13 protein-coding genes and 1 other RNA gene are annotated in these 15540 nt (G+C 38.6%); 8 read left to right on the top strand and 6 right to left on the bottom strand.

Features of this window, described 5'->3' with window-relative positions:
• The first annotated feature begins 111 nt into the window (after window positions 1–111).
• Complete coding sequence (gene smpB, locus ABJK37_RS08665; RefSeq protein ID WP_348352118.1) at window positions 112–588, top strand: SsrA-binding protein SmpB; 477 nt, start codon at window positions 112–114, stop codon at window positions 586–588.
• Window positions 589–821: 233 nt separating this feature from the next.
• On the opposite strand, the gene ABJK37_RS08670 is transcribed toward smpB, so the two are convergent.
• Window positions 822–4250: a ThuA domain-containing protein gene (locus ABJK37_RS08670; RefSeq protein WP_348352119.1), complete on the bottom strand. Its 3429-nt coding sequence runs from the start codon at window positions 4248–4250 to the stop codon at window positions 822–824.
• A gap of 420 nt (window positions 4251–4670) precedes the next feature.
• Between ABJK37_RS08670 and ssrA the strand changes: the two genes are divergently transcribed.
• Window positions 4671–5028: a transfer-messenger RNA gene (gene ssrA, locus ABJK37_RS08675) on the top strand.
• 135 nt (window positions 5029–5163) lie between these two features.
• Here ssrA and ABJK37_RS08680 read toward each other — a convergent pair.
• The 3 genes from ABJK37_RS08680 to ABJK37_RS08690 form a co-directional block, all read right to left on the bottom strand.
• Window positions 5164–5553 (bottom strand): hypothetical protein, encoded by a 390-nt coding sequence (locus ABJK37_RS08680; protein WP_348352121.1) that lies wholly within the window; start codon window positions 5551–5553, stop codon window positions 5164–5166.
• An 89-nt stretch (window positions 5554–5642) separates the two neighbouring features.
• The gene (locus ABJK37_RS08685) at window positions 5643–6581 is read right to left on the bottom strand and encodes a restriction endonuclease (RefSeq protein ID WP_348352123.1); all 939 of its coding nucleotides are present in this window, start codon (window positions 6579–6581) and stop codon (window positions 5643–5645) included.
• Between the two features lie 119 nt (window positions 6582–6700).
• Window positions 6701–7414 (bottom strand): hypothetical protein, encoded by a 714-nt coding sequence (locus ABJK37_RS08690; RefSeq protein WP_348352125.1) that lies wholly within the window; start codon window positions 7412–7414, stop codon window positions 6701–6703.
• A gap of 572 nt (window positions 7415–7986) precedes the next feature.
• On the opposite strand from ABJK37_RS08690, the gene ABJK37_RS08695 reads away from it, so the two are divergent.
• The 4 genes from ABJK37_RS08695 (at window position 7987) to ABJK37_RS08710 (ending at window position 10654) form a co-directional block, all read left to right on the top strand.
• Entirely contained in the window at window positions 7987–8652 is a 666-nt protein-coding gene (locus tag ABJK37_RS08695) for a hypothetical protein (RefSeq protein ID WP_348352127.1), read from the top strand.
• A 389-nt stretch (window positions 8653–9041) separates the two neighbouring features.
• On the top strand, window positions 9042–9467 hold the full coding sequence (locus ABJK37_RS08700; protein WP_348352129.1) for a hypothetical protein: 426 nt from the start codon (window positions 9042–9044) through the stop codon (window positions 9465–9467).
• A 121-nt stretch (window positions 9468–9588) separates the two neighbouring features.
• Entirely contained in the window at window positions 9589–10119 is a 531-nt protein-coding gene (locus ABJK37_RS08705; RefSeq protein ID WP_348352131.1) for a hypothetical protein, read from the top strand.
• 10 nt (window positions 10120–10129) lie between these two features.
• Complete coding sequence (locus tag ABJK37_RS08710; protein ID WP_348352133.1) at window positions 10130–10654, top strand: macro domain-containing protein; 525 nt, start codon at window positions 10130–10132, stop codon at window positions 10652–10654.
• Between the two features lie 235 nt (window positions 10655–10889).
• Here the strand turns inward: ABJK37_RS08710 and ABJK37_RS08715 are convergent, their stop codons facing one another.
• On the bottom strand, window positions 10890–11441 hold the full coding sequence (locus ABJK37_RS08715) for a recombinase family protein (RefSeq protein ID WP_348352135.1): 552 nt from the start codon (window positions 11439–11441) through the stop codon (window positions 10890–10892).
• 424 nt (window positions 11442–11865) lie between these two features.
• Entirely contained in the window at window positions 11866–12891 is a 1026-nt protein-coding gene (locus ABJK37_RS08720; RefSeq protein ID WP_348352137.1) for a hypothetical protein, read from the bottom strand.
• Between the two features lie 390 nt (window positions 12892–13281).
• Between ABJK37_RS08720 and ABJK37_RS08725 the strand changes: the two genes are divergently transcribed.
• Both ABJK37_RS08725 and ABJK37_RS08730 read left to right on the top strand, forming a co-directional pair.
• Window positions 13282–14430, top strand: a complete 1149-nt coding sequence (locus tag ABJK37_RS08725) for a hypothetical protein (protein ID WP_348352139.1) — start codon at window positions 13282–13284, stop codon at window positions 14428–14430.
• Complete coding sequence (locus ABJK37_RS08730) at window positions 14427–15539, top strand: hypothetical protein (protein WP_348352141.1); 1113 nt, start codon at window positions 14427–14429, stop codon at window positions 15537–15539. The genes ABJK37_RS08725 and ABJK37_RS08730 overlap by 4 nt, the downstream gene beginning before the upstream one ends.
• The last annotated feature ends 1 nt before the right edge of the window (window position 15540 follow it).

The raw sequence follows: 15540 nt of genomic DNA on the forward strand, positions 1-15540 counted from the left end.
GTCAAGATTCAGAAACCTAGTAGATTAACATAAGTCGTTTAAATCCATTACTTTTTCAATAACATAGAATTTATGTTGTACCACTTCATACAATCTCTATAATACCGCCCTATGAAGAAAAAGAACTCCAAATCCACAAATAACACCATTGCGCTGAATAAAAAAGCCCGCCACCAATACAACCTTGAAGATAAATTCGAATGCGGTATGGCATTGCAAGGCTGGGAAGTAAAAAGCATTCGCTCTGGTAAAGTTAATATTTCAGAAAGTTACGTCACTATTGAAAAAGGTGAAGCATTTCTGATTGGTTCAACTATACAAGCCCTTAATCAAGCTTCGAGTCATGTGGTCTGTGACGCCACTCGCAAACGTAAATTGTTACTTAAAAAACGCGAGTTAGACAAGTTAATTGGTTCAGTAGAACGCCAAGGATACTCTATCGTTACAACCGCCATGTATTGGAAGAAAAACTGGGTAAAAGTCGAAGTTTGCTTGGGTAAAGGTAAACATGAGCACGATAAACGCGACGCAGTCAAAGACCGTGATTGGGCCCGGGACAAAGAACGTATGATGAAACATTCTGCATAAAAAAATACTTGCTATTGCTAATTGCCGAGTATTAATAATGGCAAATATAACCCGAGGATAAGCGGCATGTTTGTGCTCGGTTCGTTGCTTATTTGGCCTTTAATGTGTAAAGCATTAGGTGAAAATGAAAAAACGAATTGAAAATAACAAAAGCGCCAACACACTACGTTGGCGCTACATTTATTAGATGACCTTAAATCTAAAAATTTAGCTCATGTACACAACACTAGTTGCTAAAATTGGTCTCGTAAAAACGTCACAGAGAATATGCTCGCTGTACCGGTATCTTGTTTTGCATCTGGCAAAGTAACGGTCAAGAACAATGGCGTTGTTTCTGAGATAGGCGCAAACATCATCTCCATAGTGACCAAGCTAAACAATTCAACATCAGTATAGTTGAAGGTGTTTTTAGCAATAACTTTACCTTTAGCACTGCCCACTCTTAGCTCAAATAGCGCGTCTTCAGACAAACCTTCTATATATTTTTGGGTTACTTTAAGCCCTTTAACTTGGGTCAAGTCAAATTCACCTAAAGGCAACACCGCTTTCGCTCCTGACATAATAACTGAAGGCCCGCCACCATCGAAGGTCAGGCCTTTTTTGTTACTAATCGAGGCAAAGATGTCCTTAGCTTGACGAGTAGCCGAATAAAACTGATGAGCGCTTTTGGTGGTAATAGCAGACAACCCTAAGGCTCCATTGTCTGTATACTCAGCTTGTAACTCGTAATCTCCGTCGGCCGTGACTTTTGGCAACTCGCCAGACAAGGGTAAACTCGGTGCTTTAGATTTATTTAACAAAATATATTGGGTTAAGGTGCTCAATACTTCGTCAGATAAGAAGTCATGAGCCGGCATTTGATGCTCTCCCCACTTACCCGAACTACCAGCAGTGATAGTGCCTTTTAAGTACTGAATGGGATCATCTAAACTAGAATATTTATCGGCAATCGCCTGAAAAGACGGCCCGATTGACGCGGCTTGCTCTTGGTGACAACCAATACACACATGCTTTTTAGTGGCGGCACGACCGGGGCCAAAGGGGTCATTCGCCAAATGGCCTACTGCCTTTACCGGATTATCTTGGGCCTTAACCAAGGCAATATTTACCCGTTCAAGCTCAGTCGAATTTTGCTTGATCTGACCATCTTCATGATCGGAAACAGTCACCTCATATTGCTGCGACACCACATTCGGCCAAATAAAATCCTGATTACCTTGCACACTGATACTAACCTTTGGCGGTGTATTACCCACCTCGATAATTTGCTGCACAGTGTGGCTAGCATTCTCAATGTCGGTAACGGTTAGGGTCAATAGGTATTTGCCGTTTTCACTAATTGCGTAACTTGTTTCTAGCCCTTCATTATGTTGACCTGCGCTAGCGCCAGCTTGCTCGGGATCTTGCTCTGGGGCGAGCAATAATAGTGACCAGTTATAGGTTAAAGGATCGTTGTCTGGATCCTCTGAATTTTTAGCTGAAACGGCAATAGTGATAGGTGCAGTTTGTTGTATTTCAGCCACTGAAATTTTAGCCACTGGGTTTCTGTTGCCGTCACCGGTATACACAATACGCGATAATTCAGAGTCAGGATTAGCGGCAAACCATTTCGACCCGTACTCCAAAGCGTAAAGATGTCCTTGTCGACTAAATTTCACGTCTAAAGGTGCATGAAACTCTGCATCTGGCGCAAACTCTTCGATCTTGTATATGTCGCCATTTTTGTCGGTAAACACCACTTTGATCCAGCGGCGCATAAAATCAGAAATAAACAACCCACCATCATAATAACTAGGCAATGCGCCCTCACCTTCGTGGCTGCGATACACTCCAGCCACTAATGCATTACGCGAGCCTGTGCCTAATTCTAAAAACTCCTCTGATTGACCGTAAGGGTACCAAATGAAGGCTGATTGAGCCGGCGGCAACCATTCGGCACCAGTGTTGTTAGGTGAGGTATTTTTAGGTTTGAGCGGATTATTCCATTTGCCCGCTACGTTTGTTTGGTAATTAAACTGACGATAAGCTTTGTTATTGCCAATAAATAGTGGCCAGCCAAAGTTACCCGCTTGCCTAACACGGTTTACTTCGTCATAACCTTTAGGACCATGTTGCTCGTCATACGCTTTGCTATCTGGGCCTACGTCGCCAAAATATAAGGTGCTTTCTACTTCATCATAAGCCAAGGTGTAAGGGTTGCGAGCTCCCATTACATATATTTCTGGTCGACCTATAGCGGAATCCTTGAACAAGTTACCTTCGGGGATTTGATAACTACCGTCAGGTTGCGGGGTAATACGTAGCACCTTTCCACGAAAATCTTGAGTGTTCGCTGAAGAACGATACGCATCGTGGGCTTGACGGCCTTCTCTAAAATCAGCCGGCCCCACACCAAAAGCTTCAAAAGGATTAGAATTATCACCAAAAGCAATAAATAAGTTACCTTTGTCATCAAACTCCATATTACCGCCAGTATGGCAGCAGCTATCTTCATTAATGCTCTCAAGCATTTTCACTTCAGATCCCAGCGACAATTTGCCGTCCACCAATGTAAATCTCGACACCCGCTGCATTGGCCCAAGACCTGCGCCTTCAGGCACTACGTTATACATAAAATACACATGTTGATTACTGGCAAAACTAGGATCCAGAGCCACAGTCAATAGACCAAATTCTTTTTCTGAAAACACCTCGATTTTACCGATTTCTTGCGCATCGCCAGATTCAGTATCTACCCAATTAACCTGCCCTCGTCGCTCCACAAAGATCACATGTTTACCATCTGAGGTAATATCTAGACTTACTGGCTCATTGAGGCCAGAGACTAATGTTTCCTTTACAAAACGGTTTGGTTCAGGCCTAGAGTGAGCATAATCTCGTTGGTTGTCACCAATAGCATATTCAATACCGCCCAACAGATGCTGAATATACTGCGCATCTTTAAAGTTATCGGCGTTATGCCCTATACCGGTATAAAACGAACGGCCACCATCAAAGTCGTGATACCAAGCAATTGGGTGATAACCATTGTGGCCACCTCCGTTGTAGGAGCCTTCATCTACTTTCATTAAATCAACACGGCGATCAGACAAACTCTTAAAGTCATACCATTCATCTACAATCAAAAAGTTATCTGGCAAATGTTGAGTCGCAGGATGATTTTTATTAATGACTTGAATGCGCGCTGTTTGTACATTAGACGGCACATTGGGATGTCCAGCGAACACCCCACCCACTAAACGCCGGTACCAAATCCAATCTCCGCCCCACTCGGTGTCGGTAGCAGCGTGGATACCTACAAAGCCGCCACCGGCTTGAATATAACGCTCCATCGCTATCTGTTGTGGCTCATTTAGAATATCGCCAGTAGTATTTAAAAACACTAATGCTGAAAATTCTGCAAGATTAGTGTCATTAAAAATAGCCGCATCTTCGGATGCCACCACCTCTATACCTTGTTCTGTTAGTGCCTTTGACAGTAGCTCTGTCCCAGGTTCAATAGACTTATGCCGCCAACCAGCGGTTTTACTAAAAATAAGTACTTTTTTATTAGACTCTTGACTAATGGTTTGTGTTTGCTTGGTTTCAGCACCGCAACCAAGTAAGATCAAACCGACAATAGACACACACAGCACAACAATAAAGCGTGACAAACTTTTCATATCTTCACTACCTAAGATAACGTTTTCATAAAACTCAAAGCCGAACATATTACTTTTGCTTTGCACCTAGTCAATAGTCAATCAATCTCTTATTCCTCCTCCGAAACCAGCTCCCCCTTTAAACTAGGGAGTTAGATGACAATTTACGAAATTATGCTTTTTAGTTAACATATTTCACATAAATCTATACTCGTGTGAATTGCATATAATTTAAACAATATTCAATCAGCTCAATTTTGACTACTCAGCTGGAAAGCGAACAGCCACCGAGAACGTCGAATCGGTTAATTTACAAACAAAGACTCAGTTATAATCATAAAAAGCACATAAATGTTTAAATATTTGCGCTTATTGATTGTTCTTCGATGGTTAGCCTGTGATAGAATCACGGTGTTGGTGGTTTGCAACCAACGCCACTTTGGGGCTGATTTTGGATTCGACAGGATTCTAGACGCTTTAGGTGCATGTCGAGGAGCGGTTTGCCTCGTAAAAAGCCGCATTTAAATAGTCGCAAACGACGAAAACTACGCTCTAGCCGCTTAATAACCGGCTAAGCCCTTCCACTCATACTCTTTCTGCTAGTAGAGGTTCGGAAGGTCATCCCAGCAGAATAGCGAGGGAACCTTGTCTAAGGGTGAACCGCGAAACAGTATTAGGCCAGCTGCAACGAAATCCTGTTTGTCGGAGTTCCACGTAGTTAAATAAAAGACAAAATAAGCATGTAGTACCGACGGTTGACGTCTTCTGGACGCGGGTTCAACTCCCGCCAGCTCCACCAACCATAAGCTCTAAAAGAGACGAAAACAACCCGCAAAGCCAATAAAAACGGCTTTAGCGGGTTTTTTTATGCATTTTACATTCGATAACGTTCGTTGACAGTCAGGTTTTTAGTGGTACATTCGGGGGTACAAAGTCATCGGCGACTGCGTGCTTTAGGATCACGGTAATCACAGAAACGAATCGATTGACTGGTTGCTTCGTAAGTAAAAGGTAAAGGGTCTAACCAGCGCTGAGTAAAAGCTGATTGGGATAAGCTATAACGACCACTCTGTTCAGCCACGCCACCTAAAGAAACACCATCTTTTTTCGCTTCCAATACACCACAAGCTTTACCATCAATAAACAACATATAATCAACTGGACCTGTTGAGGTATCCATTTCACGCACGGCAACACCATGAATGCCTTCTTTACCATCATAAAGATTCATGCGCTTTTTATCTTGGATAATCCAACCAGCTTCAACTAGTTTGGCATCTATAACTATTCTGGCTTGCGCTTCAGGTGTTGTATGTTGATCCATGTTTACATCCGTTTAAGTCATATTTTCAGATATTTATCTGAAATAACTAGCATGAAATTACCACAATTTTTCGTAGGCTTCTCACTTCTCTATTGGTCTTCATTAAAATAATCAGTATCGATTGTTTTGATTTGGTAGGTGTCTTTAACCGATACGCCTAAATTGTATTTGATCATCATCTCGGCTAACTGTTGACCGTCTATCAATACAATTTTTTTCTCTATGAGTTGCACATATTCCAATGCGTCTCTGCTAAATTTTGAGGTGGTAATAAACACTCCTTTGCGTGAGCGTTGCATATCGAGGGCACCAGAGAATGCTTGAATATCTGGGCGGCCTACCGTGTTATTTTCGCTATAGCGCTTAGCTTGCAGGTAAATAGTATCTAGGCCTAGCGGATCTTCATTAATAATTCCATCGATGCCCCCATCAGATGAAAACTGTGTTGCTTTACCCGACTCTTTACTCCAACCGCCATATCCCATGGCTAACATTAAATCGACAACTAAGGTTTCAAAAAATTGTGGAGAGCTTACTCGAATTACATCTAATAACTCGTCTACTAGTTCGCTTTGAATGGTTTTAAATGAAACCGATATCTGTTCGGTGGGCGTTAATTCGTTTTTATCATCAATAATTAGATTCTGACTTTGTGTTACCTGGCTTTCTTTTTGACTGGATTTACTTAACTGCAGAAACTCCATATAAGATGGATATTGTTCAAGCATTTTTTTATTGATGGATTGAGGGTTTGTATTCAGTAACGCTTTACCCGCAGTTGTAATAACAAAGCGCCCTCGCTTTACGGTATGAAGTAGCTCTGCTTTTTTAAGGTAAGTACGCGCCCAGCCAATGCGGGAATGATAAACTCGCTGCTTTCCACTAGGAAGCAATTCATCTTTATCTTGCTCCGTAAGGTTTAACTTTTGCGCTAAGGTCACATATAAATCTTTTAATTCGTGTTCTTTTCCATCTGCTAACTCAGTTAACAACGGCAACATAAAAGTCTGAAAATCTGGAACTGCCATGTAGATCATCCAATTCAAAATACATTTACATCGGCCCAATACTTAAGCTATTGATGTAACGTAATAATTTTGATCCAGCATAACGATTTGTTGATTTAATGTGAACTAAAAATTTACCCCTAAAGGATAAACCGTATGCTTTCAGTTTTGTGAATCAAATGATGATTAGGGCAATGAAAAATTTTGTAATTTGTGAGACTTGTACCCGTATCTTTAGGATTGAGTAATTCAGTTGCAGAATAGCTAGTTGAACACTCAGGGCAATAACATTCACCCACACCTTGATCAATCGCTTTAATGATTATATACGGCATTCTTTGCCATACTTTCAGGGCCAGAGTGTAATAATGTAATTGTTCGTCTCTGTGCCTCAACCAATTTGTAATTTTTGCTTCTTCGCTGTCTCGCCTATTTAGACTCAATGGATCATTGCCCAACAGCTCAACTAACTCACTAGATTTAAATATAAAGGTTGCTGCAGTATATTGATAATTTGCCTCGTCTAAACCACGAGCACATACGTATTGCCCACACAGAGGAAGTTTTTCCCATGAGTCCTTCATTTCTTTTTGATTACGGTCCATTGCTTCCTGTCGGCTTTTGTCTGAAAACGGAAACGGAACCTCTGTTACTAAATGCTCAATAAAACCTCTATTGAGCACCATACTTACAAAACTTAAAGGCCAGAATAAAACGGTTAAACCAGCGAGCGTGATACTTTCATCAAATGAGATAGGGTTTTCAATTCGATGGCGAACCAAAAGAAACCCTATAAAAATGTAAATTGAACAACAAAGGCCAATAATAAAATACCATTTTGCCACCTCTAACATCCCTGCCCCTTAGTTATACAAACGAGATTAAAACCTTCTTCCCTACCTAAACAAATCATGCAAAAAACCGCCAGAAATGACGTTTTTAACATGACATTTAATAATCAAAGTTTCCAAGTAAACGTTATTAAAATATAACATGTAACGCATGCGCAATAACTATATGCAATTGCGCGCAATAAACACATGTAACTACTTGATTTAATTAGCCGGAACGATTGCGAAAACCCGCGAAGCAACGTAAAAAAGGCCCCATTTTCAGCACGAAACCGACTAACCTAAAATGCTAAAAATGATGAATATTCGCCCGTTTTGACAATCTCTTTAATGTAGATTTCCTCAAAATCCGACTGAGACCTTAAACCACAAGCGATTGAGGTGACATGAAATTTTGGGAATTACTGAATTTGTCCTGAAATTTTTTGTAAATAGAAATTTAGCAATTGGCGTAGAAAATAAAACGATACAATACCTAACCTTCTCAAAATATCGTCGAATGTTAAGCTGGTTGATTTAAGTGTAAATTAATGATCTAACAAAATTAGTTAGGCATAAAAACAGGAAGTATTGCCATGGATATTTTACAAAAAGAACTAACGCTATTTAATGATTGGAAAGGAAGTCGCGAAGGTTTTGTATTTGATGGTGTTATATCTGAAGTTGATTACAACGTCTCAAAAATGAAACTCTGCTTTGTGATGAAGGAAGTAAATGATGAACATGGCGGAGGCTGGGACCTACGAGAATTTATACGTGATGGCGCTCGCCCACAATCATGGAACAACATTACTCGTTGGGTTAAATGTATTCAAAATGCCGATAAAGATATCAATTGGTCGATGTTAGAAAATATAACCAAGGAAGACAGAATAAAACACTTGAGGTCGATTTGCGCGATGAACTTAAAAAAGTCACCAGGAACTCATACATCTGTCCGAGCTAATTTTGAAACTGTCGTTTCTGAAGATAAGTCATTTATCAAAAAGCAATACTCGATATATGAGCCAGACATAACTGTTTGTTGTGGAACAGGATGGGATTTACGTTACGCATTAGATCTAAATGAAGGTGAAGTTTTTGAAACAACAAGAGGTATCAAATGGTTTTTAAATGCTAAGCAAAAGCCAGTAATTATATATGCTCATCCAGCTGCACGCGTACAATACTCATTGCTAGTCTATGGTTTAATTGACGCTGTTCGTGAAATTGCAATTGCAGTAAAAGATTTAGAAGTCTAAGCGGAACAGTGAGTTACCTAAATTGATGTGCAAAACAATTAGCTTTTTAGCTACTCAACGAGGATTAGAACATTTCAATAATTATTAGTGATCAAACGACATGGCCTTCTGCGGTAAAAGCATTTTTAGATTCAAATTATGAGATTTTTTTAGGCTGGGAATGCAATTGTCAAAGAACGTCTTCAGCAACTCTGTATGATCCAGCAATCTGCAGGATGCGAGAGATATTAAGAGAACACTCTTTAATCGGATATCATTGTACGAAGCTAACAGAAGATGAAATTGAAGTTATCCATTTGAACGGAATGCTTCTACAAAATTCAGAATCTCTTAACAATCGAATTGCTTGTTTGGTAAAACAAGGAGCTTTACGTGAGGAGGTCGCACAAATGCTTGTAAGTAAAAATCAAGCAGATGATAGAAATAGAGCGAATATGTTATGGTTTTGTTTTTATAGCCCACACTTAGCCGGCCGTTATGGTATTGAACGTTTTTTTCGATCTTGGGGTGGTGAAGCATTGTTTAATTCACACGAAGATAACCCTATTACTGGTGAAGCTCTTTTAGCTATTGGAAATCCTTGCCTTATTAAAGCAAATGTACCAATAGCATCACTAAAAGATAGTTACTATCCGGAGTCTTCAATGATCAGAGTGTTTTTATCACAACGTGGTCACCGACTAGATAATGGCATTGAACATGAGGGCTTTAGTCTTCACGATATTAAACCTGAAAATATTGTAGAGATCGTTGAATATCCCAGTAATAGATTCATAGAGCTGACTAAATGCGACACATGGGAACAAGCCCTTTAAGTCGTTTAAAAGGACAAAAATCGGTTGGCTTTTGCTTCTTCGTCGCTAATTTTGGCCAACAAATTAGCATCTTAACGATACGTTTTATGCTTTTGATAGATAATATTAATCGAGAGAATTTATGGAATTAACAAGTTTGAAAGAATATGTTCCTTTACTAGCAGTACTATCACCCATAGTAGCTGTATTTGTGTCAGGTTTTTGGTCCAATAGATCGTTAGAGAAACTGAAAAGTAGATTACAAGCAAGTCAGGCGATAGTTCAAAAGCGCGTTGAAATTTATTCTGAAATACAAGAGTCTCTCAACGACATTTATTGTTACATAAAACGTGTAGGAAAATGGAAAACTCTTACCCCAATAGAGTTAATAAATAGGAAAAGACTTGTAGACGAAAAGATGCACGCTACGAGACCTTTTTGGTCAAAGGGAATGCGAGATGCCTATAAAGAGTTTATGGACGTATGTTTCGTGACAAATCGTGGTCACAAAGTAAACGCAGGTATTGTTGCTGAAGTAGTTAAATATCAAAAGTTGGATACGTGGCAAAACGGATTCAAAGAGTATTATGATGGTAGTTTCGATGAATCGAAACTTGATAATGTAAATGATAAGCTAATGGCGGCCTTGTCAAAGGATTTCGGTGTCGAGTAGCAGTAACGTTGTGACTGAATTTAAGGTAATACTGGGTGATATAACGGGCGCTAATGTTGATGCAATAGTGAACGCTGCGAAGCCTTCCTTAACAGGAGGGAGTGGTGTTGATGGCGCTATTAACAAAGCTGCCGGACCTGCTGTATTTCAAGAGTGTATATCGTTAAAATCACATGATGGTATTCGCTGTCCTGTTGGAGAGGCCAGAATCACTGGTTCTGGTCAGTTACAATGCAAGTTTATAATTCATACTGTTGGTCCTATTTACAAAGATTGCGGAGAACCAGAAGAACTTCTCAAACAATCGTATATAAACAGCATTGAGTTGGCTTTAAAACACAAGTGTAAATCTATCGCGTTTCCAGCTATTTCATGTGGGAAGTATGGCTATCCGTATGAGGAAGCAATAGATATTGCTTTTTCTACCTTAAATCCATATTTAAGTCGTGATATTCAAATTTACTTTTATGTATTTGAAAGAGACTTATACCTAAAATATTTAAACAAATTGAGCTTAATCGAAAAGATCATATAACAAGTGCAGTCAGTGCGAAAAATTTTCCTCTACGCTCCAAAATCACCCGGTTTTTGGGCGTTAATGTCCGCTTTAGCGGGTGAGTCCAATTAAAATCCGAATATCTCAAATGACGGTTTTGTCAGTTCTACTGTCTTAAGCATTGCGTAAGAAAAGGCCCGCGATTCGCCCAAAGCGGCTTTTCATAAACAGTTCGAAATTTACCATCTCAAAATGGTAGACCGAATGAAAGCGACTACAGATAAGAATACAAAGTTTGCCTACTGATACCAAACTCTTTGGCAATCATACTTTTATTCCCCCCAGAATTTACACGCTCATTTAATGCAGCTATTTCGACAGAAGACAGTGCTTTTTTTCTACCTTTGTAAATGCCTTTTTTCTTGGCTAACTCAATTCCTTCCCTCTGGCGTTCTTTAATCAGTGAGCGTTCAAACTCAGCAAAAGCGCCCATCATGGACAGCAGCAAGTTGGACATTGGCGAATCAGCCTCGTTAGTAAAAGTTAGGCCTTCTTTAACAAAACGAATACCAATGCCTCTGTTTGTTAAACCTTTTACAATTTGGCGTAAATCATCCAAATTACGAGCAAGCCTATCCATACTATGTACAACAACTTCATCCCCTTCCCTGGCAAACAATAATAATTCTTTGAGTTGTGGCCGATTGGTATCTTTACCAGAAGCTTTATCAACAAAAACACGATCCAAAACTTCTTGGTCTAATTGCCTTTCTTCATTTTGCTCAAATGAACTGACTCGCTTATACCCAATTTTTTGACCTTTCATAACTATTCTCGCCAAACTGTAAATTTAGAGTCTAGACTTTACCTTACACATGTAAATAAATCAATAAATAGACTCTATATTGACACTTTTAGTTAAAATTAAAACTGTAAGGTTAAGGTATAGTCATAATTAACATCACCACTATGCGACAATAAAATTTGAGCTATTCTTATCCTTCCCGTTCGATTGTTATGGGTGTTGTTTTAAAATGATGACCGCCATAAACAGCGCAACACACAATGATAAAAATAATGGGAAACTGTCTGATAAATCAAACTGACTCGTTTCTGAGTCATAAAAAAATAAATAAAAGGTTTAACTTTATCTTACTTAAGGCCTTGACCAGTTCAAAAACAGTCGAATTATCGTGAGTGTCTATGTAAATAACTATCTCCATAAGTGACCACGTAAGTAATTAAATTTCTTAAGTCTTTTTTGCATCAGATTCTCTTCGTTCGTCTGCTTCTCTTAGAACCTTTGACACCATTAACGATAAAACATCGAGACTTGGAACCCCCGGTATTGGACTCTGAACCTTATTTTTACTTTGGATTTCACTTTCATTGAAAATATTGCTTAGGAGAGCTGACTGTATAATCTCGTTATTATTACTCAAAAAATCTTCGTGTAGAGAAATTTGAAAGCGTCTAAAATCTAGCTTTGTTCTATTTAATTTAGATATTTCATTTAGATGCATTCTGTAGAGAGCTAAGAAGGTTCCAAATCCTACAATTAGTAAGGAGGCGCTAGTCAAAACCATCGGGCTTACACCTCTATTTTTACTTTCGTCCATTTTCGCATAGGGTGTTAAAAGTGTTGTAATGTCAGAATTAAGATTGGCCTTTGTTAATCTTGATTTTGAAAGAAATTCCAATTTAGATTCCGCTAACAAATTTATGTTATCTTCCGTCAATCGAAACTGAAGCGTTTTAAGTTCATTGATGTCAAAATCCTTAACAAATCTAGACAAATTAATTTTAGATGATGCACCTAATTCACTATCATAAGCCTCAACCGTTTGGTGAACTGATTTTTTAAAATCACTTACTACGTCTCGCAATTTTTCTAGCTGTAACTTAAGATTATCGAAGGTTACAAGTCTTTCAGTTGAACCTGATTCGACAGTAATAAAACCATTCGGCAATAAAAAATAATTAATAGCAAAATTAGTAGGAACACCGACAAGCTTATCCAGAACTCGTTGTTCAACAATATTTCTTGCTAGATTTTGTTTAGTCGAAGCTTCAAGCACACTTCCGTATTTTGATGTTATAAAATCTACCCCTTCACTTCTTGATAAAACGATAGAAGTTGACTCAATTTCTTTGGAAATTAGTACGATTGCGAGAAAGCAAATAATAACGGCCAAGAATAGCACGATCCTAGATTGAAGATTTCTAGATTCTATTTGCTCTTCTATTTCTTTTATACTTTGGTCTAAAATATCCATAATTTAAACACCGATTAGAGGTTAAAGGAAAAGATAAGCCCATAAGTGAACTCTGTGAAGAAAACAATACAAAAAATTACAAATGAACTCTGACTTTCTTAGTAACTTATTAACGACTAAAGTTTTTTCGACATTTAAAATTTTAATTTTATCCGCATAGAAAACGAAAATCCAAGCACTCAAGCAAAAAATTAAATCAACACTAAAATTAGTGAATTATAATTACCCACTTAAAATTGACATTAAATTCATATTTTCACTATACTTTTTTTGGCCATAGTGATTTTTGTCTCTCAAAATAAGGAGAGTTGTCGAATGTTGTGCACTTAGTCACTACATTCATCCGTCTTACAAACGGTAATTAGACTAGTTAAACAAGGAACGATTACTATGGATAAACCCATTGTATTACTCATACATGGTATGGGTACACACGAAGCAACCTCAACGACAAAGAAATTTAATGAAGGCCTTAAAGAAGGTTGTGACTTTCTTGGTCAAACAGGTTTTGACTTAGATTCAATTGAACTCATTGAATTTAATTACTCAGATATTCTAGATAAAATACGAAAAGATATTGCAGAACATGCAGCCGAGACAGCAGAGTTATTGCCGCTTCTTACTCCTACAGTTACAGACTCGAACCTCATCGCCAAAATCCCAGAAATGGTAGGTAAGATATCAAGTATGCAAACCAAGTTTGGTGATGATGAGTTTATCTATACTCACCTTCTGGATGTTATTTTATATGCTATGACAATGTACGGCTCTGACATTCGAACACGATGCGCGGAAGCTATATCAAGTAATATGTTCAGAGCATATGCACAAAATCGTGGATTTCATATCGTTGCACATAGTTTAGGTACAAAAGTTGTTACTGATACGATGCGAGACTTATTTGATAACACTGCCACCATTGATAATAAGGATAAAATTAACCCTAATGCATTTAGGCCCAAATCATTATGGATGGTCTCAAACGTTAGCCGGTTGGTTGGCATATTAGACCCCTATGGTGATCCACAAGATTTCTCAAACTGTATCGTTCACGATCATTTTGACAAAGATACCGGAAACAAAGGTGCAGCCGGTTCGATGTATAACCTTCGCAATAAACTAGATCCATTTACGTGGTTTAAAACTTACAAAGGCGAGCCAGAATTGGGCAGTAACATTACATTTAGTGATGTTAGAAAAATTGAAAAAGAAAGTACCTTTATCAACCCTCATGATTTAGCAGAGTACATCGCCAATCCAGATGTCACCTACCGTTTTTTGGCCACATTATTTGATTTTTCAGTGACACCAAAGCAATACTTCGATGGCATGTCAGCGTACACGGCTACAACTGTAGAAGGCACACTCAAAGGCAAACTAGAAAACATAAAAGACACATTTTCTGATACAGCCGATGGAGTAGCTGAAGCCTCTAGCCTAAGTGATAAAATTGACATTTTACAAAGCGCTTATGAAGCACTACAAAAAATCAATGAAGAAACCAAAGTATATTTAAGCATCGAGGAGAATAACCAGTGAAACATTATATGACTTTAGCTTTGCTCTTGCTAACAATGCTGGTTTCTCATGCATCTAATAGTACTACTGTTAATGAATACTGTGAGAACATACTTCAAAAGGACCCACCCGATAAACACAAGGAACTGTTTCAACTAGCCGTTAATTACGCATCAACAACATGTGTAAACATCATGTCTGGGTTTGAAAATGCAAATTATTCATCTAAATACGTATTGGAAAATACTGACCATTTAGGATTAATGGAACAGCTATCAAGTACCTTATTGGTTGCCTTTCCTCAAAGTGTATTTCCTAATTCAACAGCATTTGCCAATGCTTGGCTAACTACCCCCACCAGCGTGCCTATAAATGCAAGTGAGTTTGCAGACATAGAAATTATTAGAGGTAATATAAATATTGATTCTACTACCGGGGTTTCTTCTCAAAAAATAACTGTCAATGGTCTTCTGGCAACCTCTTTCTTTTTTAATACAGCAGATGCATCACAGCAAAATTATTGTATTTCACTTGGAGCCAAAAACTGTACTGAAGCAATAGAAAACATTGCAACGGCATTTAACATATACAGACATTACATAGTTGAATACAAGAGTAACTTGATCGCCAAAACGCTAAGGGAGTCTATCGTCAATTGGGATATCTATAAAAAAGAAGCCCCAGCTCTTGGTCTAGTCTCATTGCTAGCTACTTCACGTGTTCATAAGTCTCTTTTCTATAACCCAAATGATCCTTGGCCGGGCCCTCCCCCTTACCAGGTTAGAGCTCTTGAATTTTCACTAGTGCTAGAACATTTGCCTGATGCTGAAAATGGCAATAGAACAGAGCCGGGACTAGCTCTTGAATGGATTGGCTTCAATGATTGGGACAATGATGTCATCCCTTGGGGATTAGGGGTGACATCGGTCTATGCAGATAGGGAAGACGCGAAATCTATTGGGCATGGTATCACCTTACACCTTGATAATAAGTATTCTTTAGGTGTGATTAGAAGAGGTGATGACAATGCCATTTTCTTCAACATTTCGCTATCTGAATATTTTATTGGCAAAAAACACAAACTTAGTGACTACAAATCCGACTTAAAAAAGTTAGCGAATAAACTGTAGG

The organism is Paraglaciecola sp. (assembly GCF_039964565.1).
GTDB lineage: Bacteria > Pseudomonadota > Gammaproteobacteria > Enterobacterales > Alteromonadaceae > Paraglaciecola.